We start from the raw sequence: 25,759 nt of genomic DNA on the forward strand, positions 1-25,759 counted from the left end.
TATCAGAATTTTCTGAAAGGCAAGGTGTGAATAATGAAGTCCATTTTATTTGATGTTGATGGTGTGTTTTTAAGTGAGGAACGTTGTTTTGATGTTTCAGCAATTACAGTAGAAGAGTTATTAACGAATTATGGTACATTTCTAGGATGTGGAGAATACATAGATTTTGAAAATGACTTAGACGATGCGAAGATTCAGGAGATTCGTGCCCGCGTCTTCCAAAATGATAAAATATTAAACCAATTGAAATCTCTAGGTTTAAATTCAAACTGGGATATGTTGTTTATTGTATTTAGTATCCATCTCATTGATATTGCTAAACAATTAAAGAAACCACTTAGAAGTGAGTTTCTAAGTTCAACTGCTTTTGATGAAAAAACCTTATTCGATATGAATAAACAATTAGTATATACGGATATCGATTATGAAAGACCTTTAAAAGTTATTGATTCCTTTAGAAATGGAAAAGATGCCATTTACGAAGATTTAGAAGCATATGCAAAAGAGGAATTAAAAATTGAAGATACAGCTTTATTCAGATTGAAAAGTAATTTATGGCAACTGGCTAAAGATACATATCAAGAATGGTACTTGGGGAAAGAATTATTTAATAAGGTTGAAGAAGGATATGCATTAAATGATTTCAAGAAGGGCTTCATTTATGAAGAGGTGATCATTAAACCTAAAGAAGAAATTCAACTTTTGTTACAACACTTAAAAGAGGCAGGATATCACTTAGCAATTGCTACAGGACGTCCACGAACAGAGACGATTATTCCATTCGAGTCGCTAGGATTGAAAACATACTTTGATGATAAACATATTGTTACAGCTAGTGAAGTTTTAGATGCTGAAGAGGACTATCCGGAATATCAACCATTAGGTAAACCTAATCCGTTTAGTTACATTGCTACTTTAAAAGGCAATGATAGAGATAAATATAAAGAATATGTAACGCATCAAGAAAATATTGTGAATAAAGATGAAGTATTTATCGTAGGGGATTCGCTTGCAGATTTATTAAGTGCTAAAAAGATCGGTGCCACATTTATTGGTACGCTCACAGGTCTAAAAGGAGATAAGGCACAGCCAGAGCTTGAAGCGTACGGCGCAGATTATATCGTTGAAGACGTAACGAAAATAAGAAATATTTTATTATAGATATTTGAAGAAGTTGAAATAAAATCATTATTCTTAGAAGATACACGAAGTATTGATGGCGACACGCCTGCAGGAATAGCATGCGTCTTGAGACTACTTGCAGAGTTAATTGATTTTTAAAAGACAGGCTACGCAGTAGCTGATTGATATTGAGCTCATAAAATGGCTCAACATCTAATCATCCTTGCGGGGGTGATAATACGAATTCTTAAATTCTAGAATTCTGTATCACTCCCAAGCCATGCCCGCGGCAAGGGAGCTTATCAATACGAAGTATTGAATATAAAAGTAGCATTAAGATGATTTCTAATTGAAATCATCTTAATGCTATTATTTTTTTGAAGTATGTTACAGACTATATGACTTTTGTATTAAATTGTTAATTTTGTACTAATAATTTTATTAAATCCGCCTGATTCTTCTAAAATTTTAATAACTTCATCAGTGGCTTGTTGATCAATAGACAGAATCATGAGTGCCTCTCCACCTTCATCATTTCGACCAAGTGTCATAGAAGCAATATTAATGCCATGATTACCGAGGAGATTACCAGTATGACCTACAATTCCAGGTTTGTCCTTATGACATGTCACAATTTGATATTGATTTGGTTTGAAATCAAGTGAGAAGTTGTTAATACGAACGATTCTTGGACCGAAACCGGCTAACACTGTAGCACCGATTTTAATTTGGTCTTTGTCGTTTTTTAATTCAAGTTCAATATAGCTACTGAAGTCAGAGTGTTTTTTCTGTTTTTCAATATTATAAGTCACACCTTGTTGGTTGAGTAATGCGAGCGCATTGATAATATTGACTTGATCACCTAAATCTTCTTTAAGCACACTTGAAACAATTGTTCTTGTGATTAAGCTTGTATCACTTGTTGTTAAATCTCCAGCGTAGGTAATTTTAATTTCACTTGGCGCACCTTCTAACAGTTGAATACCAAATTCACCAATTGTTGTGCTTAAGTCAACATATGATTGTATTGCTTCATCAACATGACTTAAGTCCATTTTCGGTGCGTTGACAGCGTGCTCAACAGTTCCTTTTGTTAATATGTCTACAATTTCTTCTGAGACTGAGACTGCTACTTTTTCTTGAGCTTCAACAGTTGAAGCACCTAGATGTGGAGTGACAATGATTTTATCGTGTTCAATTAATGGTGAATCAGTAGGAGGTTCATGTTCAAATACATCGATTGCAGCTCTGTCTATCAAACCATTATTTAATGCATTAACCAGTGCATCTTCATCGATAATGCCACCTCGAGCTACATTGATAATTTGTAAATTAGGTTTTGCTTTTTTGAAAAATGCCTCACCAATAATCCCACGTGTTTTAGGTGTGAGTGGTGTATGCACAGTAACGAAGTCTGCATTTTCAGCAATTTCATCTACAGTTGCACTTTGAATATCTAATGATTTAGCTTTATCTTCAGTCAAATAAGGATCAAATGCTAAAATCTTCATACCGAAACTTTGAGCGCGTTTCGCAACACCTAAACCGATACGTCCAGCACCAATGACACCTAGTGTCTTACCATAAAGTTCTATACCACGAAAGGCTTTACGATTCCATTCTTTATTACGAAGTGATTGATGCGCTTGAGGAATATTACGGGCCATTGCTAATATCATCGCAATAGAATGTTCAGTGGCTGAAATGGTATTTCCGTCAGGTGCATTAATGACCAAGATACCCTTTAAAGTGGCAGCATCAATATCAATATTGTCTACACCAACACCTGCACGAGCAATGACTTTAAGTTGAGATGCTGCTTGGATGACTTTCTCTGTCACCTGAGTTTGACTACGTACAATTAATCCTTCGTAACTACCAATTTGATTGACTAATTCTTCTTCGGATAAATCTGTTTGAATAGTCACTTCAAATTCATCATGATCAAGTAAACTTTTTAAACCTTCTTCTGAGATAGGATCTGAAACTAAAATTTTATGACGCATGTTTGATAACCTCCATAAATTGAGCAATACCTTTACCAATATAATTTTCTTTTCTAAAATCTGTTAAAAGAATTTCCAATGCTGAAACAACTGAGAGGATATCAAAAGGAGAGACCTTTCCCATATGGCCAATACGTAAAATATGACCTTTTAGATGACCTTGACCACCCGCAATTGTAATATTAAAACGAGATTTGAGCTGATCTTTAATATAACTTAGTTCTTCTTTATTATTAGGCACAAAGGATGTCACAGTAGGAGAGGCGTATGAATCATCTTTTACAAGTAACTCTAATTCTAGTGATGTTAGGGCAGTGCGTAATGCATCACGAATCGTATAATGACGTTGAATGACGTGATTAAATCCTTCATGTTTGACTAATTCAACGTATGCATTCACACCTCTAAATAAAGCAACATTAGGTGTAAACGGCGTAGAATTTTGTTCTTGAGAATTAAGATATTTATTTAAATCGAGATAGAATCTTGGTGTAGTGACTTCAGCAAAGCGTTCTTTAGCTCTATCACTATAAGCAACAAACGCAAGCCCCGGAGGTAACATAATTGCTTTTTGGCTACCTGATACAAGGACATCGATTTTATCCTTTGTTAAATCGACTTCAACTGCGCCAATACAACTTACGCCATCGACTACAAAATATAATGAATCGTCATATTTTTTTAGTGCATGTCCTAAATCGTGAACAGGGTGCAAAACGCCTGTAGATGTTTCACAAAATTGTGTGAATACCGCTGAAACCTTAACATCTAATTCCTTTAAGTAGTTGATAAATTCATCAACTTTAACAGCTTCTCCCCAAGTGACATCATAAATATGTACATTTTTAAAGTATGATTCAGCAATTTGTTTAAATCTGTTACCAAATGCGCCAGATACGATGATGACAATGTGATCTTCAGAATTAGCAATGTTGAGCATGCTAGCTTCTAAAACACTTGTACCACTTGAAGTTAAGATAAGCACTTCATTTTTAGTTCCGAAAATAGGTTTGAGTCCTTTGAATGCCTCATCGGCTATGTCTTCAAAGTCTTTAGAGCGGTGGCCGACCATTGGTAATTGAATTGCACTCATGATTGAGTCAGGTACTGGCGTTGGACCTGGAGTTAATAATAAGGGTTGATAATACTGCATAAAACATTCCTCCCACTGTGTAAGATTTTTCTATTTTAGCAAATATTCTGAATATTTTAAAGTCTAATAAAGAGCTATCACTATTGTAAAACGTTTACATTTTTAAATATGTAATAGCTCTTACGATTTATAATATTGTAGGTTCGATATCAACTTCTACATTATTTCTTATAGAGTTAGAAATCATACAGTTACGATCTGCAATCTCTAAAAGTTTAGATAATCTTTTTTCAAGATTCTCTTTATTAGCTTCATTCACATGTATTTCTGGATAATGAGTAATACGTTCCATTTGGAATTTTCCATTTTCAAAGGAAGCTGTACCAATGGATTGCTGGTGAATTTGAATATCGGTATAACCAGCTCTTTCTAAAGTAGCAGCAAGTGAAATGATATAGCATGACGATGCAGCTGATACTAACATTTCGTCTGGATTTGTTCCAATTCCCTTACCGCCTAAAGAAGAGGGGATTGAAATTTGTGATTCGATGATATCGCCTTTCACAGTTCCTACTTTGTCACGCCCACCTTGCCATTTTGTTTCTACTTTGAAATCGTGCTTGACCATATAGATTGACCTCCTGTGAGAATGTGGTAATTTAAGTTTAGAGTAATTTAAAAAAGATTAAAAGAAAGGTGACTTTCATGAAAATCGCACGTCCAAATCAATCTTTTCAAATTGTAGCGCATAGAGGTTTGCCTGAAGATTATCCTGAAAATACACTGATCGCCTATAAACATGCGCTGATGTTACATATTGATATGTTAGAAATTGATGTACATTATACTAAAGATAAACAACTTGTTGTTATTCATGACGATACGATAGATCGAACTTCGAATGGTAAGGGGAAAGTCATAGATTATACTTTAGATGAATTGAGAGAATTTGATTTCGGAGCGTATAGAGGAGATAAGTTCAAAGGTGAACGTATTCCAACACTTGATGAAGTGTTAGACTTGGTTGATCATTTTTCGAAAACATTACTTCTAGAAATTAAAAAACCATCTCAATATCCTGGGATTGAAGAAATGATTGTTGAGAAGTTAAAAGAACGTGGCATGCCTAAACATAAGGTGATTCTCCAATCGTTTGACTTTGATTGTGTAAAAAAATTAGCAGATATGAATTTAGAGTTTGAGTTAGGTGTGTTACTGAGTAAGAAACAATATTGGTATAAGTTGCCTAACTTTAAAGAAATTGCAAAAGTCGCAGATTATGCGAATCCTAATTATGCATTAGTGACAAAACGATTTATGAAACATGCGCATGAGGAAATGTTGAAGGTGTTACCTTATACGGTTAATGAGTCTAAAGCGGTTAAGAAATTAATCGATGTTGAGGTGGATGGTGTGATTTCAGATATTCCAGAAGATATCTTTAAATTATAAAAAAGAGACAAGCAGAGGTGTGAAGGCCAGTAATTACATAACTGGCTGAAGAAAGGAACGCCTAAGCTAAAGCTTATGCATAAATGCCACTAACCTCAATCGTTGAGAGGTATACATGAGCTGACGCTCATGCACTAAGAGCCAGTAATTACATAACTGGCTCTATGAAAAAGCCCCGATTCCAAAATGGAACCGGGGTAAAATTTGTAATCGATTATCTTGAGTAGTACTCAACGATTAATTGTTCATTGATTTCAGCTGGTAACTCGCTACGTTCTGGGAAGCGAACGAAAGTACCTTTTAAGCTGTCAGCATCGAAGTCTAAATATTCTGGTACGTAGTTGTTGATTTCAACTGATTCTTTAATGATATTTAAGTTTTGTGATTTTTCACGAACTGTAATCACTTGACCAGGTTTTAATGAGTAAGATGGGATATCAACGCGACCGCCATCTACTTCAATGTGACCATGGTTAACTAATTGACGTGCTTGACGACGTGTACGTGCTAAACCTAATGAGTAAACTACTGCGTCTAAACGACTAGCAAGTAAAATCATGAAGTTTTCACCGTGTACACCGTATTGCTTACCAGCAATGTCAAATGTGTTACGGAATTGTCTTTCAGTCATTCCATATAAGTAACGTAATTTTTGTTTTTCACGTAATTGTAAACCATATTCTGATAATTTTTTACGTTGGTTAGGACCGTGTTGTCCTGGAGCGTAAGGGCGTTTTTCTAATTCTTTACCAGTACCGCTTAAAGAGATACCTAAACGACGAGATTTTTTCCAGTTTGAACCTCTGAATCGAGCCATGTAAGACTCCTCCTTTTTCTTTTTTGTTGTTATGAATAAACAAAAAAGAGTGTTATATGCTTATCGAGATATATTGTTTTATGTGTCTTCACCTTATAGCGTCAGTTACGTGACACGTCCGCATCGGGAACAACATAGAGCTTGATAATATATAACTGCTATTTTCGTTAATTCACACAAAGTTCATTGTATCAGTTTATTCAAAAGTGTCAATACTTTTTTACGATTGGCTTAACTGTTTTTCAAGAATATGAACAATTTGTTCTAAACCATCTTGATCTTCTTGAGAAAATCTATCTTTAATTGGTGCATCGATATCTAAAACACCAATCACTTCATTATTAATACGTACCGGAACGACAATTTCTGATTGACTATTTGCATCACATGCAATGTGTCCTGGAAATTGATGAACATCACTTACACGTTGTGTTGTGTTTTCAGAAACTGCAGTGCCACATACGCCTTTACCAATTGCAATGTGTACACACGCTGGATGACCTTGAAATGGTCCTAAGATTAATTCATTTCCTTCTATTAAATAGAAACCAACCCAGTTGACTTGATCAAGCGCATCATTAAGTAGGGCAGAGGTGTTACTAAGTATCGCAATTAAATTTGTTTCCTCTTCAATTAAGCTTGATAACTGCTTTGTTACCATTGAATAATTTGTTTCTTTCACGTTCATCTTTACCGCACCTCTTCATAAGAATTTTTTAATAGTATAAAGTTTTGAAAATAATCTAGCAATTAATTCATTTTCTGATTTAATGAAAAGAGAAATTACGTTATAATAAGAGATGATAAAATAGGAGGAGAAGTATATGGTGTTATTTATCATATTAGCAATACTCGTAATTATATTAATTGCTATAGGCATATTGTTCTATATGCGCTCGAATAAGAGAAATTCAGTTGGAAAAGTTGAAGAGCGCAAAAATGAAATTGAAAAGCTACCTTTTGATGACAATCTTAGAAAATTGCATGATTTAAACTTGAAAGGTGAAACAAAGACTAAGTATGATGCGATGAAAAAAGACAACACAGAAAATACAAATAAATACTTAGCTCCCGTTGAAGAGAAAATTCAAAATGCAGAAGAACTTTTAGACAAGTTTAAATTTTCTGCAGCACAAACTGAAATTGATGATGCAAATGAACTCATGGATCAATATGAGAACAATTATAATCATCAAGTCACTCAGGTTGATGAAATCTTAACTTTACATAAGGAAAATGAAGGTTTATATGAGAAATGTAAGGTAGATCATCGTGAAATGAAGCGTGATGTATTGGCTAACCGTCATCAATTCGGAGAAGCTGCTCAACCATTGGAAAAGGAAATCGAAAAATTCGAGCCTAAACTCAATGAGTATGAAACATTAAAATCCGAAGGTAACTACGTACAAGCACACAATCATATCGCAGCGTTACATGATGAAATTGAAAACCTAAAAGGTTACATGGAAGAAATTCCAGAACTTATTCGTGAAACGCAAAAAGAATTACCTGGTCAATTCCAAGACTTGAAATATGGTTGTAGAGACTTAAAAGTTGAAGGTTATGATTTAGATCACGTCAAAGTAGACGGAACTGTACAAAGCCTTAAGACAGAATTAAGTTTCGTAGAACCTATGATTAGTCGCTTAGAATTAGATCAAGCGAATGACAAACTTGAAAGTATTAACGACAAGTTAGACGAAATGTACGACCTTATCGAACATGAAGTTAAAGCTAAAAATGAAGTCGAAGAAACTAAAGATGTGATTACTGACGACTTATTTAAAGCGAAAGATATGAATTACACGCTTCAAACAGAAATCGAATATGTGCGTGAAAATTACTATATTAATGAATCAGATGCACAAAGTGTTCGTCAGTTTGAAAATGAAATTCAAAACTTAATTTCAGTATATGATGACATTTTAAAAGAAATGTCTAAATCAGCTGTTCGATACAGTGAAGTTCAAGATAATTTACAATATCTTGAAGACCACGTTTCAGTCATTAATGAAAAGCAAGATAAGCTTCAAAATCACCTTATTCAGTTACGTGAAGATGAAGCGGAAGCAGAAGACAACTTATTAAGAGTTCAATCTAAAAAAGAAGAAGTATACAGACGTTTATTAGCTTCAAATCTAACGAGTGTACCTGAACGTTTCATTATTATGAAGAATGAAATCGATAATGAAGTACGTGAAGTGAATAATCAATTTAGCGAACGTCCAATTCATGTGAAACAATTGAAAGACAAAGTTGCTAAAATTGTTATTCAAATGAATACATTTGAAGATGAAGCAAATGATGTATTAATCAATGCAGTATACGCTGAGAAATTAATTCAATACGGTAATAGATATCGTAAAGATCATCATAGTGTTGATAAGAGTCTTAATGAAGCGGAACGTTTATTCAAAAATAATCGTTACAAACGCTCAATTGAAATTTCAGAAGAGGCACTTGAAAGTGTAGAACCTGGAATTACTAAACACATTGAAGAACAAGTCATTAAAGAATAATCATCACTCATTAGAGGGTAAGACAGTGAAATCCTTCCTTGGAAGAAAAGATTTCAGTCTTACTCTCTTTTATTTTTGCGAGAAAATAGTATAATGCTTGAGTATCCAAATTTTAAAAAGAATGATTTGCGCGTGTAAAAATCATTTTCAAATAAATGAATTTAATGTGAAAGAGAAGTGTTATCAGTGATTTATTTAGACAATGCAGCCACAACTAAAGCTGATGAAAGTGTTGTGGATTCATTTGTAAAAGTGAACCAAACATTATACTTCAATCCGAATAGTCCACATCAAGCAGGATTACAAGCAGAGAAATTATTAGTACAAGCTAAAGAAGAAATTAATCGTACTTTGGATTTAGCGCATCAATATGAAATCATATTTACGAGTGGTGCTACAGAATCTAACAATATGGCGCTTAAAGGCATTGCATATAGAAAAAAAGAAACAGCAAACGAAATTATCACTTCAGTGCTTGAGCATCCATCAGTACTTGAAGTAATGAGATATTTAGAAGAGAAGCAGGGATTTAAACTCAAATATATCAATGTAAAAGAAGATGGCACAATTGATATTGATCATTTGAAATCTTTAATGAGTGACAAAGTTGGCCTTGTGACTTGTATGTATGTGAATAATGTCATGGGACAAATACAACCGATTCAAGACATTGCTGACATTTTAAAAGATTATCCACGTGCGCATTTTCATGTGGATGGCGTGCAAGCATTAGGTAAAATCCCAATGAACTTCAACGGTATTGTTAGTTTGAGTTTAAGTGGACATAAATTCAATGGTTTAAAAGGTCAAGGTTTACTGTTAATTAAAAATATACAAAATATTGAACCAGTCATTCATGGTGGCGGACAAGAGTATGGTTTAAGAAGTGGTACGGTCAATCTACCGATGGCGATTTCTATGGTTAAGACGATTAAACAAGCTGTTCAGGGAACAGAAGAGGCAAATCGTAAGCTGAAATTGTTCAATCAAGCTATTGTGACGTTTTTAAAAGAGTTTAAAGGTGTTTATATCAATTCTCCTGAAAATGGAGCGCCACATATTATCAATATTGGCTTTCCAGGCGTCAAAGGTGAAGTACTTGTGAATGCATTTTCAAAACATGGTGTAATGGTTTCAACAACGAGTGCATGTTCATCTAAACGAGGTAAGCTAAATGAAGTGTTATTAGCGATGGGTCTTTCTGATTCAAGAATAGAAGGCAGCATCAGAATTTCATTAGGTGCTCAAACAAGTGAAGCGGATATACAGGCGTTCAAAGATATTTTTAAAATGGTATATGAAGAAGTGAAGGAGTTGTTAAAATAATGCATTACGATCATTTGCTCGTAAGATATGGTGAGTTGACGTTAAAAGGAACGAACCGTAAAAAGTTTGTTAATCAGTTAAAAGACAATGTTAAACGCGCGTTAATCCCGTTAGATGGCTATCACGTCAAAGGGAAACGTGACCGCATGTATGTAGAATTAGATGAAAATGCCGATATGAATGAAATTATTCGACGTTTATCCAAAGTTTACGGTATTAAGTCCATTAGTCCTGTAATCAAAACAGATAAAACTGAAGAAGCAATCAATGAATCAGCAGTTCAACTAGCTCAAAGTTTTGAGAAAGACACCACGTTTAAAATCGATGTTAAACGTGTTGATAAATCGTTTCCACTCGATACGTATACTTTACAGCGTGAAGTTGGGGGCAAGATATTGAGTCAAACTGAAGATTTAACAGTTAATGTGAAACGTCCTGATCATGAAATTAAAGTAGAGATACGTTTAGACGCAGTCTATATTTATGAAGAGATTATTCCTGGATCTGGAGGACTACCAGTGGGTACTGGAGGCAAAACTTTACTTATGTTAAGTGGAGGCATAGATTCTCCTGTAGCAGGTATGGAAGTCATGAAACGTGGTGTTACTATTGAAGCAATTCATTTTCACAGTCCACCGTTTACGAGCGAGAAAGCCAAGGATAAAGTCATCGAATTGACTCGTATATTGTCAGAACGTGTGGGGCCTATCAAACTACACATCGTGCCTTTCACTGAATTACAGAAACAAATCAATAAAGTTGTTCATCCACGTTATACGATGACATCGACGCGAAGAATAATGATGCGTGTGGCAGATGCTTTCGTGCATAAAATTGGCGCACATGCGATTGTAAATGGGGAGAACCTAGGTCAAGTTGCTAGTCAGACTTTAAAAAGTATGTACGCAATCAACCACGTGACTTCTACACCTGTGTTGAGACCTTTACTGACACTTGATAAAGAAGACATTATTAAAAAAGCGAAAGAGATAGGTACATTTGAAACGTCTATTCAACCTTTTGAAGATTGCTGTACAATCTTTACACCAAAGAATCCAGTAACTGAACCAGACTTTGATAAAGTCGAAAAATATGAAAGCGTCTTTGATTTTGAAGACATGATTCAAACAGCTGTGGACAATATTGAAACATTAACCATAGACCCTAATTATAAAAGTGAAAAAGAACAATCTACTGATGCATTAATTGAAGATTTATTTTAAAATAAATTTATTAAACATAGGTGAACGTTTTTGAATAACGAAGGGGAGAAATAAATCATGGATTGGCATCTTTCAGTAATTTTTATGATTATATTTTTTGGGTTTATCGCTTCATTTATAGATTCAGTCGTTGGGGGCGGAGGATTAATTTCAACACCAGCACTTCTTGCAGTTGGGTTGCCACCTTCTGTTGCGCTTGGCACAAATAAATTCGCAAGTTTTTTTAGCACGCTAACAAGTGCTTATAAATTTTTACGCTCAGGTAAAGTAGATTTAAAGGTAGTCGGGAAATTGTTTCCATTTGTATTTATTGCTTCAGGAGGTGGGGCAATCCTTGCTACTTATTTACCTGCAGAGGTTTTAAAGCCACTCATTATCGTCATTTTAACACTTGTGATTATCTATACCGTTTTAAAAAAAGACTGGGGTAGTGTGAGAACTTTTACTTCACTTACTATTGGTAAAGCAATTATCTTAGTTATATTATTTTCAATTTTAGGTTTTTATGATGGATTTTTAGGCGGAGGCACTGGATCATTCATGTTGTTCGCTTTATTAATGTTTGGTTTTGACTTTTTAAGCGCTGCTGGAAATGCTAAAGTTTTGAACTTTGCTTCAAATGGTGGAGCAATATTGCTTTTTATTATCTTAGGACAAGTCAACTACGCATATGGTCTTTTGATGGCAGTGAGTATGATTGTTGGTTCATATTTAGGAGCCCATTTTGCTTTGAAAAAGGGTGTAGGATACGTCAAAATTTTATTTATTGTAGTAACCGCAGTACTTATTATAAAAAATGTATATGATTATGTAATACAATTAATGAATCATTAGATGCTAGAACTGAAATCGAGATTTTAAATAATCTTGAAATCAGTTCTTTTTTATTGCCCACCTTTTTATTTGTATGAAAATTAGAGCTATGTGAGAAGTATTATTCAAAATTTTAAATCTTGTACTTTAAAAAATTGAATTAACAGTAAATTTTGTCGTATGATTATATTAAATACTTAGTTTATGGGAGGTCATCAATATGACTGCAGTTACATTTAAAAATAATCCTGTTACATTATTAGGACAACAAGTAAACGAAGGAGAGACTGCTCCTAATTTTACTGTATTAGACAATGGTTTGAATCAAGTTACATTAGATAACTATAAAGGGAAAAAGAAATTAATTAGTGTTGTGCCTTCTATTGATACAGGTGTTTGTGACCAACAAACGCGTAAATTTAATGAAGAAGCATCTCAAGAAGATGGGGTAGTATTAACAATTTCAGTAGATTTACCATTTGCGCAAAAGAGATGGTGTGCGTCGAATGGTTTAGACAATGTAATTACGTTGAGTGACCACAAAGATTTATCATTTGGCAAAAACTTTGGTGTAGTAATGGAAGAATTAAGACTTTTAGCACGTTCAGTTTTTGTATTAAATGAAAATAATAAAGTGGTTTATAAAGAAATTGTTAGCGAAGGAACAAACTTCCCTGATTTTGACGCAGCATTAGAGGCTTATCGCAACATTTAAGTTATATTGATATGATTGACAGTGTAAAACAAAGTGTCCATACTTATTCGAGAAGTAGAAAGAGTAAAAAAGTATATGCGCTCTTATGAATGAAGAATGGGCACTTTTTATTAGAAAGGATTTTTTTATGACTGAGAAAAATACAATTATGGAACGCTTATTCCATACGTTAGATGAAAAAGCAAAATCCTTAAACGAAGAGAACGGGCAAAGTTTCATAGAAAACTTAGGATTAGCTATGGAAGATATTTACACAAATAAAAGAGATCTTCTTGAACAGGCAACATTACAAGATAGAAGAAAAGCCTTTCAGTTTGCATATTTAAGTTTAATGCAAGAGGAAAATATCCAAGCTAATCATCAGATTACGCCAGATTCAATTGGGTTAATACTTGGCTTTTTAGTTCAACGATTTATGCAAGATAAGGAAGAAATGCATGTGGTTGATATCGCAAGTGGAGCTGGTCATTTAAGTGCATCTGTTAAAGAAGTGCTTTCTGATACGACAATTATGCACCATTTAATAGAAGTTGACCCAGTTTTATCACGTGTAAGCGTTCATTTGGCTAATTTTTTAGAAATACCATTTGATGTTTATCCTCAAGATGCAATCATGCCTTTACCTTTAGAAGAAGCTGACGTAGTGATTGGTGATTTTCCAATTGGATATTATCCAGTCGACGAAAGAAGTAAAGAAATGAAGCTTGGTTTTGAAGAGGGGCATAGCTATTCACATTATCTACTCATTGAACAAGCGATTAATGCGTTAAAAGGGGCAGGTTACGCATTCTTAGTTGTTCCAAGTGATATTTTCACAGGAGATAAAGTGAAACAGTTGGAAAAATTCATTGCAACAGAGACAGAAATGCAAGCATTTTTAAATTTACCAACGACGCTGTTTAAAAATGAAAAAGCACGTAAATCTATATTAATCCTTCAGAAAAAACAACCGCAAGAAACTAAACCAGTTGAAGTATTTTTAGCGAATATACCTGATTTTAAAAATCCTCAACAATTCCAAGGATTTATTAGAGAATTAAATCAATGGATGGTCACAAATCATACAAAAAATTAATCTGTAACAATATAGTATTCAAACTGTATTAATGATAAAATAGTGTATGTGAAAAAAATAACTAAACAAATGATGGAGGACAATGACCTATGTCAAAATTAATTTTGGCGGTAAATGCTGGTAGTTCATCTTTGAAATTCCAGTTAATTAGAATGCCGGAAGAAAAGTTAGTAACCAAAGGCGTTATTGAACGTATTGGTTTAAGCGATTCTATTTTCACGATTGTTGTTGAAGGGGAAAAGCTTACTGATGTTAGAGATATAAATGATCATGAACAAGCAGTTAATATTATGTTAGAAAGCTTTAAAGAACATAACATGATTGAAGATATTAATGAGATTGAAGGTACAGGTCACCGAGTTGTACATGGAGGGGAGAAATTCCCTAAATCAGTCGTTGTAACTGATGAAGTAGAATCTCAAATTGAAGAATTAAGTGAGTTAGCACCGCTACATAATCCTGCGAATCTTATTGGGATTAGAGCATTTAAAAAATTATTGCCTAACATTCCACATGTGGCAGTATTCGATACTTCATTCCACCAAACAATGCCTGAACAAGCATATTTATACAGCTTGCCATATCATTATTATGAAGATTATGGTATTCGTAAATATGGATTCCATGGTACAAGTCATAAATATGTCTCTAGAAGAGCAGCTGATATCTTAGGTAAACCAATAGAAGATTTGAGAATTATTTCATGCCATATTGGTAATGGTGCTTCAATTGCAGCGATTGATGGTGGCGAGTCCATTGATACTTCTATGGGATTCACACCGCTAGCAGGTGTGACGATGGGTACACGTTCAGGTGATTTAGACCCTGCATTAATTCCTTTTATTATGGAAAAGACTGGCAAAACAGCTGATGAAGTTTTAAATATTTTAAATAAAGAGTCAGGATTACTTGGTTTAACAGGTACATCAAGTGATTTACGTGATTTAACAGAAGAAGCTAAACATGGTCGTCAACGTGCACGTGTTGCATTAGATTTGTTTGCATCTAAAATTCATAAATATATTGGCTCATATGCAGCTAGAATGCAAGGCGTAGATGTGATTGTATTTACAGCTGGAATTGGAGAAAACTCTCATATTATTCGTGGCAAAGTGTTAGAAGGCTTAGAGTTTATGGGCGTTTATTGGGATCCTAAGAAGAATGAAAGCCTACATGGCGAGGAAGGTTATATTAACTATCCGCATTCACCTGTTAAAGTACTTGTCGTGCCAACAGATGAAGAAGTTATGATTTCACGAGATGTGATTAAATATGGTGGTCTTAAAGACGAGTCAAATGAAACAGTAAATGAAAATACTGAAGCACAAGATGCTTAAAATATAAAAGTAAGTAAAATGAACCGCATGGTTTCCTCATAGGAGATTATGCGGTTTTATTTTAAGAAGTGAACCAGTGATTTAATAAAGGGAAATGGCTTTGAATAGAGGATTGAAATAGAGGAAATTGTTCGATAGTTATCTTCTATGATGGAGCAGCTTTGAATAGATTGTCTTTCAAAAATAAAAAGAGTCAGTAATTAACTGACTCTCATAAAAATAAGAATATATTTAATCTTAATCTTGATATCTTTCGCGTAGTTTAGGTGTAGCAACTTGTGGTTGGAAATCTTCAGGAATTTCTTCAGTACGTACGACTAATACATCACATGGCGCATGACGTACGATTGCTTCAGAAACTGAACCTACAATAAAACGTTCTACAGCATTTAATCCTGACGTACCACTCATAATTAAATCTGCACCAACTTCATGAGCTAATTTCTTAGGTATAATTGCTTTTGGTGAACCAAATTCTAGGCGTGTTTCTACATTTTTAACACCTGCGTTTGAAGCCACTTCTTTATAACCTTTGAGTAATTCTTCAGAGAAATGTTTAGATTTCTCAGTAAACTGAGCATCATAGACTTCATAAGAAGAGTAAGTTCTTGAATCGATGACATTAACAATTGTCAACTTAGCATCGTTACGTTTAGCAACTCCTACAGCTTTATTAAAAGCCCATTCTGCTTCATGTGAACCATCGACTGCGATTAAAATGTTTTTATAAGTAATCATCGCTAGTGCCCCCTTCATCTTTCTTATTCTCATTTTAACACAATTTACAGAATATTTAATTATTAATAATTACAATTTTGTGTATTTTTTCTGATTGCGCTTTCATTGCTTTCGCGTTAGGATGTAATAGGAGGTGGATGGAATGAAAATTGGTATTCCTAAGGAGATAAAAAATAACGAAAATAGAGTGAGTTTATCACCAAGTGGTGTACATGCACTCGTTGAACAAGGACATACAGTTTTAGTAGAAACTAACGCAGGACTAGGTTCATATTTTGAAGATGTTGACTACAAAGAAGCTGGTGCTGAGATTGTATCAGAACAATCTAAAATTTGGGATGTTGATATGGTAGTCAAAGTTAAAGAACCATTAGAATCAGAATATCAATTCTTTAAAGAAGGGTTAATTCTTTTCACATATTTACATTTAGCTAATGAAGAGAAATTAACACAAGCTTTAGTAGATAATAAAGTAATTGGTATTGCTTATGAAACGGTTCAATTACCTGACAAATCATTACCGCTTTTATCACCAATGAGTGAAGTTGCTGGTAGAATGTCAGCTCAAATTGGCGCTGAATTCTTACAAAAAGTTAACGGCGGTATGGGTATTTTACTAGGCGGTGTACCTGGTGTCCCTAAAGGAAAAGTCACTATCATTGGTGGGGGTCAAGCAGGTACGAATGCTGCTAAAATTGCTTTAGGATTAGGTGCAGATGTTACGATTCTTGACGTTAATCCTAAACGTTTACAAGAACTTGATGACTTATTTAATGGAAGAGTGCATACGATTATGTCCAATCCACTAAATATAGAAATGTACGTTAAACAAAGTGATTTAGTTATCGGTGCAGTATTAATTCCAGGAGCTAAAGCACCAAGCTTAGTTACTGAAGATATGATTAAGCAAATGAGAAGCGGCTCTGTGATTGTAGATATCGCTATTGACCAAGGTGGTATTTTCGAAACAACAGATAAAATCACAACACATGATGATCCAACGTATACAAAACATGGCGTTGTACATTATGCGGTCGCGAATATGCCTGGTGCAGTTCCACGTACTTCAACATTAGCTTTAAATAATGCAACTTTACCGTTTGCACAAATCTTAGCTAACAAAGGATATCGAGAAGCTTTCAAATCTAATCATGCACTTTCTTTAGGTTTAAATACGTATAAAGGTCATGTTACAAATAAAGGTGTAGCTGAAGCATTTAATTTAGAATATACTTCAGTGGAAGATGCACTTAATAAATAGTTTAAGATAGATAAACTCGGCTGATTATTAAAATCAGCCGAGCTTTTTATTTTTCATAATGTGTAAGTATTTCGTAGCCATTTTCAGTGACTAATATGTCATCTTCGATACGTACGCCTGCGATTCCGGGTACATAAATTCCAGGTTCAATTGTAATCACCATGCCCGCTTCTAATGTATTTTCGTTTACACTTGAAACGTCTTGATATTCATGTTCTTCTAATCCTAACCCGTGACCAAGTCTATGCGGGAAATATTCTCCGTAACCTGCATTGCTAATAACATCTCTAGCGATTTTATCGATATTTTTTATTGTCACTCCAGGTTTGATTGCTTCTATTGCAGATTGTTCAGCTTTCAATACAACGTTATAGATATTTTCAGCTTCTTGACTAGGGTTTCCAAATTTTACTGTTCGTGTCATATCGCTACAATAATGTTCATAAACTACGCCTAAATCAAATAGCACATATTCATTATTTTGAAGCTTTCTGTCTCCAGGAGTGCCGTGAGGAGAAGCTGCATGGTCTCCAAATAATACCATTGTGTCGAAACTCATTTCATTTACGCCGTACTTTTTGATTTCATTTTCAATGTGATTAACGACTTCACGTTCCTCAACGCCTTCTTTAAGATAAGACACGCCAATTTCTATACATTTGTCTGCGAGCTCCGCAGCTTTTTTAATTTTTTCAATTTCTTCTTGAGATTTAATGTTTCTTAAATCTTTAATTGATTGGTCAAGGTCACTATAGACTTGAACATCGAATGCTTGAGACAATTCACGTTGACGTTTAACAGTTAAATGTTCACTTTCGATAAGTAATGTCGTAAATGTTTTCGGATATAAGTCGAATGGGTTTTCAGTATCTAAATAACCAATGATTTTCCCGTCGAAAGGTGAAGCTTTGACTTCTTCAACCTCCATTTTCGGACAAAATAAGACATCTTCACCGTTTGCTTGGACGAGTAATGCGAATAAACGTTCATGTGGTTCACTACGATATCCAGTAAAGTAATATACGTTAAGTGGGGTAGTAATCCAAGCTGCATCGGCATTTTGTTGTTGTAAGACTTTTCTGATTTCTTCTGTTTTAGTCATATCAAACATCCTCCATTGTATTAGTTTAGTTTAATTTTATTCTAATTCGTTATCCTTTTCAAAAATTGAGGTACTATCACTTTCTGTTAAAGCATTTTCAGAAACAGTGTTATAAACAAGGGTAGCTAGGGTATACTGATGACAGAGAACATTTGAGGAGGGCTATATAAATGAAATTATCATTTCATGGTCAATCAACAATTTATTTCGAGGGAAACGGTAAAAAGGTCATCGTCGATCCATTTATTTCTGGTAATGATAAATGTGATTTAGACGAACAAACATTAGATGTAGATTATATTATTTTAACGCATGGACACGCTGATCACTTTGGTGATGTTGTAGAGCTAGCCAATCGAAATCACGCGGTAGTGATAGGTTCAGCAGAATTACAAGGTTATCTATCAACTTATCACGGTGTTGAAAATGTACATGGTATGAATATCGGCGGTAAAGCTGAATTTGACTTTGGTACTGTGAAATTTGTGCAAGCATTCCACAGTTCAAGCTTTACTCATGAAGATGGAATTCCAGTTTATCTAGGTATGCCAATGGGAATTGTTGTTGAAGCAGAAGGTAAAACAATTTACCATACGGGAGATACTGGATTATTTAGTGATATGAAATTAATTGCTGAACGTCATCCAGTGGATGTATGTTTCGTACCTATCGGTGACAACTTTACGATGGGAATTGATGATGCAAGTTATGCAATCAATGAATTTATTAAACCGAAAATTAGTGTACCTATTCACTACAATACGTTCCCATTAATTGAACAAGATCCTCAACAATTTAAAGATGCAGTAAATGTAGGGGAAGTACAAATCCTTGAACCAGGTCAATCTGTAGAATTTTAATTTGGAATAGTAAATTAGTAAATATAACATATAGAAAAAATCCCGATTTTTAAACGACTTAATTTAAAAATCGGGATTTCTTTAAATGATTATTTAACAATTAATACAGGGATTGTAGCACGTTTAGCTACTTTGTGGCTGACGCTACCAAGTACAAATTTCTTCTTGTCTTCTGCTTTACGGTTACTTAATACAACGATGTCATATTTTCCACTGTTAGCGTATTTTAATAATTCTTCTTTAGGATTTCCTCTAACAATAATTTGATCGTAATTAATTCCGTATTCTTCTAATGCTTTTCTTGTTTTTTCTAAACGTTTACTTCTTTCTTCAGTTAACTTATCTAAGTGGACTCCTGCTTTGATAGAAGCTTGAGCATCTTGCTCATTAATGGCATTTAAAATAGTTACAACTGTATCTTTCCCAGCTAAATTTGACACTTCTTTTAATGCTTTTTCATTTTTTAATTGAGTGTCTACGCCTAGTAAAATATGTTTATACATAACTACATCCCTCCTCACTTATATTTTAATAGAGTTTTAATGGAATTTCCATTTATATTCACATTTTCTTTACAAAATCAATTTTAAACGGAATATTTTTGGTAAGTGAGAAAACGATTAACGATGAACGAGGTTGTTCAATGATTTTTTTCGAGTTAAAAGTTATAATATAACAAAGACTGTTCTATAGAAATAAGAGGTAATGGGATGACGAAACACGAGCAAATTTTAAATTATATTGAATCTTTATCTATAGGTTCTAAAATTTCAGTTAGAAAAATAGCAAAGGTATTAGATGTATCAGAAGGAACTGCTTACAGAGCGATTAAGGATGCAGGACAATTAGGAATTGTAGCAACTATTGATCGTGTCGGTACAGTAAGGATAGAAAAACGTAATCGAGACAATATAGATAATTTAACTTTTAATGAAATTGCGAACATAGTGGAAGGTCAAATTTTAGCGGGTAAAAAAGGACTTGGAAAAACAGTTTCTAAATTTGCGATAGGCGCTATGAAACTTCAAGATATTTTAAAATATATAGAGAAACACACTTTATTAATAGTGGGTAACCGTGAAGATGTTCAAATTGAGGCATTAAAACGAGGAACAGCTATCCTTATTACTGGAGGCTTTCACCCATCGAAATTTGTCATCGATTATGCGAATGAGCATGAATTGCCCATTATTTCATCAAGTTATGATACATTTTTAGTCGCAAACATTATCAATAGAGCAATGTATAACCAAAAGATTCGCAAAGAAATACTTGTTGTCGAGGATATTGTAAAACCTATAAACGAACTATCCGTATTATTTGATTATATGAAAATTAATGACTATAAAAAATTAGCTAACGAAACAGGTCATACAAGATTTCCTATTGTAAATAAAGATTTTAAACTTGTAGGTATTGTAACGAGTAGAGAAATTATAAATATGAACGAGGATGATGAATTAGGCAAGATAATGACTCGAAATCCTTTAAGCGTCAAACTGACAAACACTGTTGCGAGTTGTGCACATATGATGATTTGGGAAGGTATTGAGTTATTACCGGTAACCAATAATAATAAAAAAGCTGTAGGTGTCATCAACAGACAAGATGTGTTGAAATCAATGCAACTTTTAGGAAGACAACCACAAATAGGTGAAACGATTAACGATCAGATAGCAAAACATATTACCATTAATTCGAATAACATCAGTGTTGAAGTATCGCCTTTAGTCACAAATCATTACGGCACATTAAGTAAAGCCGTATTTGTAGGTATTATTGAAGAAACAATTCGACATGAGATGAGAAAATATAAAAAGGGTAATGTAATGATAGAAAACTTGAACATTGTTTATATCAAAACAGTGCCTATTGAATCATCCATTGAAGTCTATTACGAAATGCTAGATGTTGGTAGAAATTTCGCGAAATTAGAAGTAACCATGTTTAATAATAATGAGAAAGTTGCCAACGCTTTAGTGATATGCCAGATGTTCGAAGGTTTTTAATAAAAAGTAAAATTTAGTTTTAAGGGAGTATTCAGAATGGAAAAAATTATGAACGATATCATGCATGAGGTTGAACAAGCAGACACAATCATTATTCATAGACACGTGAGACCTGATCCTGATGCATACGGGTCACAGTTGGGACTTAAATATTATTTAAAAATAAAATATCCAGATAAGAATATTTATGCCGTTGGTAACAATGAACCTTCTTTAGATTTCATAGGTACATTTGATGAGATATCAGATGATGTTTACGAAGATGCGCTTGTCATTGTTTGTGATACAGCAAATGCGCCACGTGTAGATGACCAACGCTATCACACTGGAACGAAGGTTCTAAAAATAGATCATCATCCGGCAGTTGATCAATACGGAGACATTAATTATGTAAATACAGAAGCTTCTTCAACAAGTGAAATTATTTATGATTTTATTACTCATTTTAATGATGAACGTATCATTGATGAAAGCGTAGCACGTGTTTTATATTTAGGAATTGTAGGAGATACTGGTCGCTTCTTATTTAATAATACAACTCAACATACTATGGAAGTTGCTGGTAAATTAATTGCTTTTCCGTTTGACCACAATGCTGAATTAAATAAAATGTCTGAAAAAGATCCTAAATTATTACCGTTTCAAGGTTACATCTTACAAAACTTTGAATTAGATGATGAAGGATACTGTCAGGTGAAAATTACGAGAGATATTCTAGAAAAATATCAGATTCAACCGAATGAAGCATCACAATTTGTGAATACAATTGCTGATATTCAAGGTTTGAAGATTTGGATGTTCGGTGTGGATGAAGGTGAAGAAATTAGATGTCGCATTCGTTCAAAAGGTACAATGATTATCAATGATGTCGCAAACGATTTTGGAGGTGGAGGCCATCCAAATGCATCAGGCGTGTCAGTTTATAGTTGGGAAGAGTTCGACCGTTTAGCCGATGCATTGCGTCAAAAACTTTAAAAAGATATATCTAAAAGGAGGATACAAACATGGTTGCGCATTTAAATATTCATACTGCTTATGATTTATTGAACGCCAGTCTGAGAATTGAAGATGTAATCAATAAAGCTAAAAATGAAGGCTATACTGCGCTTGCAATTACAGATACCCATGTTTTGTATGGTTTTCCAAAATTTTACGATGCCTGCATTGCTGCTGATATTCATCCCATTTTCGGAATGACTTTAATATTAACGGATGGTCTATATAAAGTTGAAACAGTAGTACTCGCACAGAATAATGAGGGACTCAAAGCACTCTATCAACTTTCATCTGCCATTAAAATGAAAGAAAAGGAAGAAGTTCCTTTAGAATGGTTAAAACGTTATGATGACAATTTAATTATCATTTTTAAAGATGTAGAATCGACGCACTTACAAATTTTAGAAGCATTCAATGATCATACTCACGTTTACATGAATCATACGAGTGACGATATTATTGATAGAAAAAAGGTATGGTTACAATCAGCAAGATATTTAAATAGAGAAGATGCAGATACGATATCTGCTTTACAGGCAATTAGAGATAATTCTAAATTAGATTTAATTAATGAAAGTAAAGATTTTGGTGAGCACTTTCCTGATCAAAATGAACTTAAAAATATTTTAGATGATGTAGACGAAGAAGTGATAAAAAATACGCAAACGATCGTTGATTTATGTCAGGCGGAACTTGTTTATCATCAATCATTATTACCGCAATTTGTCACGCCTAATGGTGAAGTTGCAAAAGACTATTTATGGTCGGTATTAATAGATAAATTAAATGAGTGGAATTTACATAATGATCAATATTTAGAACGGCTTAAGCACGAATATGAAATTATTACGAATATGGGTTTCGAAGATTATTTCCTTATCGTTAGCGATTTAATCCATTATGCTAAAACACATGATGTAATGGTTGGACCAGGGCGGGGCTCTTCCGCTGGTTCGCTGGTAAGTTATTTGTTAGGGATTACAACGATTGATCCGATCAAATTTAACTTGCTTTTCGAGAGGTTTTTAAATCCTGAAAGGGTTACGATGCCCGATATTGACATTGACTTTGAAGATACAAGACGCGAGAAAGTGATTCAGTATGTTCAAAATAAATATGGAGAACTTCATGTGTCAGGAATAGTGACTTTCGGACACTTATTAGCAAGAGCTGTCGGTCGTGATGTTGGAAGAATTATGGGCTTTGATGAAACTACATTAAATGAAATTTCAAAGTTAATACCTCATAAATTGGGGATTACGCTTGATGAGGCTTATCAGCAAGACAATTTTAAAGCGTTTGTTCATCGAAATCACAGAAATGAACTTTGGTTTGATATGAGTAAGAAGCTTGAAGGACTTCCAAGACATACGTCAACGCATGCGGCGGGTATTATTATTAACGATCAACCGCTATATAAATTTGCACCGTTGACGTTAGGTGATACGGGTTTACTGACTCAGTGGACAATGACAGAGGCAGAACGCATAGGTTTATTAAAGATAGACTTCTTAGGATTACGTAACTTATCGATCATCCACCAAATTGTGACGCAAGTGAAGAAAGATTTAAACATTGGTATAGATGTTGAAACCATTCCTTTTGATGATAGAAAAGTATTCAAGTTATTATCTCAAGGAGATACGACTGGTATTTTCCAACTAGAATCTGATGGGGTACGTAGTGTATTAAAGAGACTTCAACCAGAACATTTTGAAGATATCGTAGCGGTCACATCACTTTATCGACCAGGTCCTATGGAAGAAATACCTACATATATCACACGTCGACACGATCCATCTAAAGTTGAATATTTGCATCCTGATTTAGAACCCATTTTAAAAAATACCTACGGCGTCATTATCTATCAAGAACAAATAATGCAAATTGCGAGCAAATTCGCTAACTTTAGTTATGGTGAAGCGGATATTCTTAGAAGAGCGATGAGTAAGAAAAATCGTGCAGTGTTAGAAAGTGAACGTCAGCACTTTGTCAACGGTGCGAAAGACAACGGCTATGATGAACAAATGAGTAAACAAATCTTTGATTTAATACTCAAGTTTGCTGATTATGGTTTCCCTAGAGCGCATGCAGTAAGCTACTCTAAAATTGCTTATATTATGAGTTATCTAAAAGTGTATTATCCTAATTATTTTTACGCTAATATTTTGAGCAATGTCATTGGTAGTGAGAAGAAAACAGCCAATATGATTGATGAGGCTAAACATCAAAAAATTAATATTCTCCCACCTAATATTAATGAGAGTCATTGGTTCTATAAAGCGACTTCACAAGGAATATATTTGTCGTTAGGAACGATTAAAGGTGTGGGCTATCAAAGTGTTAAACTGATTGTCGATGAGAGATATAATAATGGAAAGTTTAAAGACTTTTTTGATTTTGCGCGCAGAATTCCAAAGCGGGTTAAAACTAGAAAATTATTAGAAGCATTGATACTTGTCGGTGCTTTTGACAATTTTGATAAGAATCGTGCTACTTTATTACAGGCTATCGATCAAGTATTAGACACTACATCAGATGTAGAACAAGACGATATGCTTTTCGATATTTTAACGCCAAAACAAGTCTATGAGGACAAAGAAGAGTTACCAGATAAATTGTTGAGTAATTATGAAAAAGAATATCTGGGCTTTTATATTTCTAAACACCCGGTTGAAAAAGAATTTGAAAAGAAACAATATCTAGGCATTTATAAATTAAGTAACGCTCAAAACTTTCAACCAATACTTGTCCAATTTGATACAATTAAGCAAATTAGAACTAAGAACGGTCAAAACATGGCATTTGTAACACTTAATGATGGGATGACGCTAATGGACGGTGTGATATTCCCGGATAAATTCAAAAGATATGAAACTTCTATTTCTAATGAAGAAATGTTTATCGTGATAGGTAAATTTGAGAAACGGAATCAGCAACTTCAACTTATTATTAATCAAATTATTGAAATCAATACCTATAAAAATGAAAAAATAAATGCTTCTAAAAAAGTCATTATACGAAATGCGCATCATCTTCCTTCAAACATCCAAGAATTAATCATGAATGAGAAAAGTGGAGATCAGCATTTATTAGAAGTGAATGCATTTAATGAACGCAATAATAGCATGAATCGCTTAGGATTCTTGAGTAAAGATGAAGTTACAATTCAACAGTTGTTCGACTCTTTAAATCCTAGTGATATTAGGTTTATATAACTTTTATCACAATTTAAACTATGGTATAGTTAACTGATGGTTAAGATAATAATCATCAGTTTTTCTTTTGTTATTGT

At 33.9% G+C, this 25,759-nt stretch carries 22 protein-coding genes; 14 read left to right on the forward strand and 8 right to left on the reverse strand.

Features of this window, described 5'->3' with window-relative positions:
• The first annotated feature begins 33 nt into the window (after nucleotides 1-33).
• The gene (locus HMPREF2580_RS05130) at nucleotides 34-1,161 is read left to right on the forward strand and encodes an HAD family hydrolase (RefSeq protein WP_070830862.1); all 1,128 of its coding nucleotides are present in this window, start codon (nucleotides 34-36) and stop codon (nucleotides 1,159-1,161) included.
• A 371-nt stretch (nucleotides 1,162-1,532) separates the two neighbouring features.
• On the opposite strand, the gene serA is transcribed toward HMPREF2580_RS05130, so the two are convergent.
• The 3 genes from serA to HMPREF2580_RS05145 all read right to left on the reverse strand — a co-directional run bounded on the left by serA (nucleotide 1,533) and on the right by HMPREF2580_RS05145 (nucleotide 4,849).
• On the reverse strand, nucleotides 1,533-3,128 hold the full coding sequence (serA, locus tag HMPREF2580_RS05135; protein ID WP_070830865.1) for a phosphoglycerate dehydrogenase: 1,596 nt from the start codon (nucleotides 3,126-3,128) through the stop codon (nucleotides 1,533-1,535).
• Nucleotides 3,118-4,281, reverse strand: a complete 1,164-nt coding sequence (locus tag HMPREF2580_RS05140; protein ID WP_070830868.1) for a pyridoxal-phosphate-dependent aminotransferase family protein — start codon at nucleotides 4,279-4,281, stop codon at nucleotides 3,118-3,120. Before HMPREF2580_RS05140 ends, serA begins: the two co-directional genes overlap by 11 nt.
• 127 nt (nucleotides 4,282-4,408) lie before the next feature.
• Nucleotides 4,409-4,849: an OsmC family protein gene (locus HMPREF2580_RS05145; protein ID WP_070830871.1), complete on the reverse strand. Its 441-nt coding sequence runs from the start codon at nucleotides 4,847-4,849 to the stop codon at nucleotides 4,409-4,411.
• A gap of 77 nt (nucleotides 4,850-4,926) precedes the next feature.
• On the opposite strand from HMPREF2580_RS05145, the gene HMPREF2580_RS05150 reads away from it, so the two are divergent.
• A complete protein-coding gene (locus HMPREF2580_RS05150; RefSeq protein WP_070830874.1) occupies nucleotides 4,927-5,673 on the forward strand; it encodes a glycerophosphodiester phosphodiesterase in 747 nt (248 codons plus the stop codon).
• Nucleotides 5,674-5,887: 214 nt separating this feature from the next.
• Here the strand turns inward: HMPREF2580_RS05150 and rpsD are convergent, their stop codons facing one another.
• Together rpsD and HMPREF2580_RS05160 are read right to left on the reverse strand one after the other, a co-directional pair.
• On the reverse strand, nucleotides 5,888-6,490 hold the full coding sequence (gene rpsD, locus HMPREF2580_RS05155; protein ID WP_002443392.1) for a 30S ribosomal protein S4: 603 nt from the start codon (nucleotides 6,488-6,490) through the stop codon (nucleotides 5,888-5,890).
• 220 nt (nucleotides 6,491-6,710) lie between these two features.
• Complete coding sequence (locus tag HMPREF2580_RS05160; protein WP_070830876.1) at nucleotides 6,711-7,178, reverse strand: GAF domain-containing protein; 468 nt, start codon at nucleotides 7,176-7,178, stop codon at nucleotides 6,711-6,713.
• A 136-nt stretch (nucleotides 7,179-7,314) separates the two neighbouring features.
• Between HMPREF2580_RS05160 and ezrA the strand changes: the two genes are divergently transcribed.
• The 7 genes from ezrA (at nucleotide 7,315) to HMPREF2580_RS05195 (ending at nucleotide 15,498) form a co-directional block, all read left to right on the forward strand.
• The gene (gene ezrA / locus HMPREF2580_RS05165) at nucleotides 7,315-9,009 is read left to right on the forward strand and encodes a septation ring formation regulator EzrA (protein WP_044466740.1); all 1,695 of its coding nucleotides are present in this window, start codon (nucleotides 7,315-7,317) and stop codon (nucleotides 9,007-9,009) included.
• 186 nt (nucleotides 9,010-9,195) lie between these two features.
• On the forward strand, nucleotides 9,196-10,335 hold the full coding sequence (locus HMPREF2580_RS05170; protein WP_070830879.1) for a cysteine desulfurase family protein: 1,140 nt from the start codon (nucleotides 9,196-9,198) through the stop codon (nucleotides 10,333-10,335).
• Nucleotides 10,335-11,558: a tRNA uracil 4-sulfurtransferase ThiI gene (thiI, locus tag HMPREF2580_RS05175; RefSeq protein ID WP_070830882.1), complete on the forward strand. Its 1,224-nt coding sequence runs from the start codon at nucleotides 10,335-10,337 to the stop codon at nucleotides 11,556-11,558. Before HMPREF2580_RS05170 ends, thiI begins: the two co-directional genes overlap by 1 nt.
• Nucleotides 11,559-11,615: 57 nt before the next feature.
• Nucleotides 11,616-12,392: a sulfite exporter TauE/SafE family protein gene (locus HMPREF2580_RS05180; RefSeq protein ID WP_070830885.1), complete on the forward strand. Its 777-nt coding sequence runs from the start codon at nucleotides 11,616-11,618 to the stop codon at nucleotides 12,390-12,392.
• A gap of 199 nt (nucleotides 12,393-12,591) precedes the next feature.
• On the forward strand, nucleotides 12,592-13,086 hold the full coding sequence (gene tpx, locus HMPREF2580_RS05185; RefSeq protein WP_002443381.1) for a thiol peroxidase: 495 nt from the start codon (nucleotides 12,592-12,594) through the stop codon (nucleotides 13,084-13,086).
• Nucleotides 13,087-13,213: 127 nt separating this feature from the next.
• Complete coding sequence (locus HMPREF2580_RS05190; RefSeq protein ID WP_044466754.1) at nucleotides 13,214-14,161, forward strand: class I SAM-dependent methyltransferase; 948 nt, start codon at nucleotides 13,214-13,216, stop codon at nucleotides 14,159-14,161.
• Between the two features lie 89 nt (nucleotides 14,162-14,250).
• Nucleotides 14,251-15,498 carry an acetate kinase gene (locus HMPREF2580_RS05195; RefSeq protein ID WP_070830888.1) on the forward strand — a complete coding sequence of 416 codons (1,248 nt, stop codon included), beginning with the start codon at nucleotides 14,251-14,253 and terminating at the stop codon, nucleotides 15,496-15,498.
• 237 nt (nucleotides 15,499-15,735) lie between these two features.
• Here HMPREF2580_RS05195 and HMPREF2580_RS05200 read toward each other — a convergent pair whose 3' ends face one another.
• Nucleotides 15,736-16,236, reverse strand: coding sequence for a universal stress protein (locus HMPREF2580_RS05200; protein WP_037541509.1), 501 nt, complete (start codon nucleotides 16,234-16,236; stop codon nucleotides 15,736-15,738).
• 142 nt (nucleotides 16,237-16,378) lie between these two features.
• On the opposite strand from HMPREF2580_RS05200, the gene ald reads away from it, so the two are divergent.
• On the forward strand, nucleotides 16,379-17,497 hold the full coding sequence (ald, locus tag HMPREF2580_RS05205) for an alanine dehydrogenase (protein ID WP_037541508.1): 1,119 nt from the start codon (nucleotides 16,379-16,381) through the stop codon (nucleotides 17,495-17,497).
• 46 nt (nucleotides 17,498-17,543) lie between these two features.
• Here the strand turns inward: ald and HMPREF2580_RS05210 are convergent, their stop codons facing one another.
• Nucleotides 17,544-18,599, reverse strand: coding sequence for a M24 family metallopeptidase (locus HMPREF2580_RS05210; RefSeq protein ID WP_070830891.1), 1,056 nt, complete (start codon nucleotides 18,597-18,599; stop codon nucleotides 17,544-17,546).
• Between the two features lie 170 nt (nucleotides 18,600-18,769).
• On the opposite strand from HMPREF2580_RS05210, the gene HMPREF2580_RS05215 reads away from it, so the two are divergent.
• Nucleotides 18,770-19,459, forward strand: coding sequence for a metal-dependent hydrolase (locus HMPREF2580_RS05215; RefSeq protein ID WP_002443366.1), 690 nt, complete (start codon nucleotides 18,770-18,772; stop codon nucleotides 19,457-19,459).
• An 89-nt stretch (nucleotides 19,460-19,548) separates the two neighbouring features.
• On the opposite strand, the gene HMPREF2580_RS05220 is transcribed toward HMPREF2580_RS05215, so the two are convergent.
• Nucleotides 19,549-19,962, reverse strand: coding sequence for a universal stress protein (locus HMPREF2580_RS05220; protein WP_037541506.1), 414 nt, complete (start codon nucleotides 19,960-19,962; stop codon nucleotides 19,549-19,551).
• 207 nt (nucleotides 19,963-20,169) lie between these two features.
• Between HMPREF2580_RS05220 and HMPREF2580_RS05225 the strand changes: the two genes are divergently transcribed.
• From HMPREF2580_RS05225 to HMPREF2580_RS05235, 3 genes are read left to right on the forward strand one after another with little or no spacing between them, the layout of a single operon-like run.
• Nucleotides 20,170-21,468 carry a DRTGG domain-containing protein gene (locus tag HMPREF2580_RS05225; protein ID WP_070830893.1) on the forward strand — a complete coding sequence of 433 codons (1,299 nt, stop codon included), beginning with the start codon at nucleotides 20,170-20,172 and terminating at the stop codon, nucleotides 21,466-21,468.
• A 36-nt stretch (nucleotides 21,469-21,504) separates the two neighbouring features.
• A complete protein-coding gene (locus HMPREF2580_RS05230) occupies nucleotides 21,505-22,443 on the forward strand; it encodes a DHH family phosphoesterase (protein WP_002443360.1) in 939 nt (312 codons plus the stop codon).
• Between the two features lie 29 nt (nucleotides 22,444-22,472).
• The gene (locus HMPREF2580_RS05235; RefSeq protein WP_070830896.1) at nucleotides 22,473-25,682 is read left to right on the forward strand and encodes a DNA polymerase III subunit alpha; all 3,210 of its coding nucleotides are present in this window, start codon (nucleotides 22,473-22,475) and stop codon (nucleotides 25,680-25,682) included.
• The last annotated feature ends 77 nt before the right edge of the window (nucleotides 25,683-25,759 follow it).

Origin of the sequence: Staphylococcus sp. HMSC036D05 (assembly GCF_001836225.1) — a bacterium.
In the GTDB taxonomy this organism is placed as follows: domain Bacteria; phylum Bacillota; class Bacilli; order Staphylococcales; family Staphylococcaceae; genus Staphylococcus; species Staphylococcus caprae.

What these genes read in the sequence shown, in the direction of transcription:
- HMPREF2580_RS05130 (WP_070830862.1), top strand. Translation starts at nt 34, where the DNA reads ATGAAGTCCATTTTATTTGATGTTGATGGTGTGTTTTTAAGTGAGGAA.
- serA (WP_070830865.1), bottom strand. Translation starts at nt 3,128, where the DNA reads ATGCGTCATAAAATTTTAGTTTCAGATCCTATCTCAGAAGAAGGTTTA.
- HMPREF2580_RS05140 (WP_070830868.1), bottom strand. Translation starts at nt 4,281, where the DNA reads ATGCAGTATTATCAACCCTTATTATTAACTCCAGGTCCAACGCCAGTA.
- HMPREF2580_RS05145 (WP_070830871.1), bottom strand. Translation starts at nt 4,849, where the DNA reads ATGGTCAAGCACGATTTCAAAGTAGAAACAAAATGGCAAGGTGGGCGT.
- HMPREF2580_RS05150 (WP_070830874.1), top strand. Translation starts at nt 4,927, where the DNA reads ATGAAAATCGCACGTCCAAATCAATCTTTTCAAATTGTAGCGCATAGA.
- rpsD (WP_002443392.1), bottom strand. Translation starts at nt 6,490, where the DNA reads ATGGCTCGATTCAGAGGTTCAAACTGGAAAAAATCTCGTCGTTTAGGT.
- HMPREF2580_RS05160 (WP_070830876.1), bottom strand. Translation starts at nt 7,178, where the DNA reads ATGAACGTGAAAGAAACAAATTATTCAATGGTAACAAAGCAGTTATCA.
- ezrA (WP_044466740.1), top strand. Translation starts at nt 7,315, where the DNA reads ATGGTGTTATTTATCATATTAGCAATACTCGTAATTATATTAATTGCT.
- thiI (WP_070830882.1), top strand. Translation starts at nt 10,335, where the DNA reads ATGCATTACGATCATTTGCTCGTAAGATATGGTGAGTTGACGTTAAAA.
- HMPREF2580_RS05180 (WP_070830885.1), top strand. Translation starts at nt 11,616, where the DNA reads ATGGATTGGCATCTTTCAGTAATTTTTATGATTATATTTTTTGGGTTT.
- tpx (WP_002443381.1), top strand. Translation starts at nt 12,592, where the DNA reads ATGACTGCAGTTACATTTAAAAATAATCCTGTTACATTATTAGGACAA.
- HMPREF2580_RS05190 (WP_044466754.1), top strand. Translation starts at nt 13,214, where the DNA reads ATGACTGAGAAAAATACAATTATGGAACGCTTATTCCATACGTTAGAT.
- HMPREF2580_RS05195 (WP_070830888.1), top strand. Translation starts at nt 14,251, where the DNA reads ATGTCAAAATTAATTTTGGCGGTAAATGCTGGTAGTTCATCTTTGAAA.
- HMPREF2580_RS05200 (WP_037541509.1), bottom strand. Translation starts at nt 16,236, where the DNA reads ATGATTACTTATAAAAACATTTTAATCGCAGTCGATGGTTCACATGAA.
- ald (WP_037541508.1), top strand. Translation starts at nt 16,379, where the DNA reads ATGAAAATTGGTATTCCTAAGGAGATAAAAAATAACGAAAATAGAGTG.
- HMPREF2580_RS05210 (WP_070830891.1), bottom strand. Translation starts at nt 18,599, where the DNA reads ATGACTAAAACAGAAGAAATCAGAAAAGTCTTACAACAACAAAATGCC.
- HMPREF2580_RS05215 (WP_002443366.1), top strand. Translation starts at nt 18,770, where the DNA reads ATGAAATTATCATTTCATGGTCAATCAACAATTTATTTCGAGGGAAAC.
- HMPREF2580_RS05220 (WP_037541506.1), bottom strand. Translation starts at nt 19,962, where the DNA reads ATGTATAAACATATTTTACTAGGCGTAGACACTCAATTAAAAAATGAA.
- HMPREF2580_RS05225 (WP_070830893.1), top strand. Translation starts at nt 20,170, where the DNA reads ATGACGAAACACGAGCAAATTTTAAATTATATTGAATCTTTATCTATA.
- HMPREF2580_RS05230 (WP_002443360.1), top strand. Translation starts at nt 21,505, where the DNA reads ATGGAAAAAATTATGAACGATATCATGCATGAGGTTGAACAAGCAGAC.
- HMPREF2580_RS05235 (WP_070830896.1), top strand. Translation starts at nt 22,473, where the DNA reads ATGGTTGCGCATTTAAATATTCATACTGCTTATGATTTATTGAACGCC.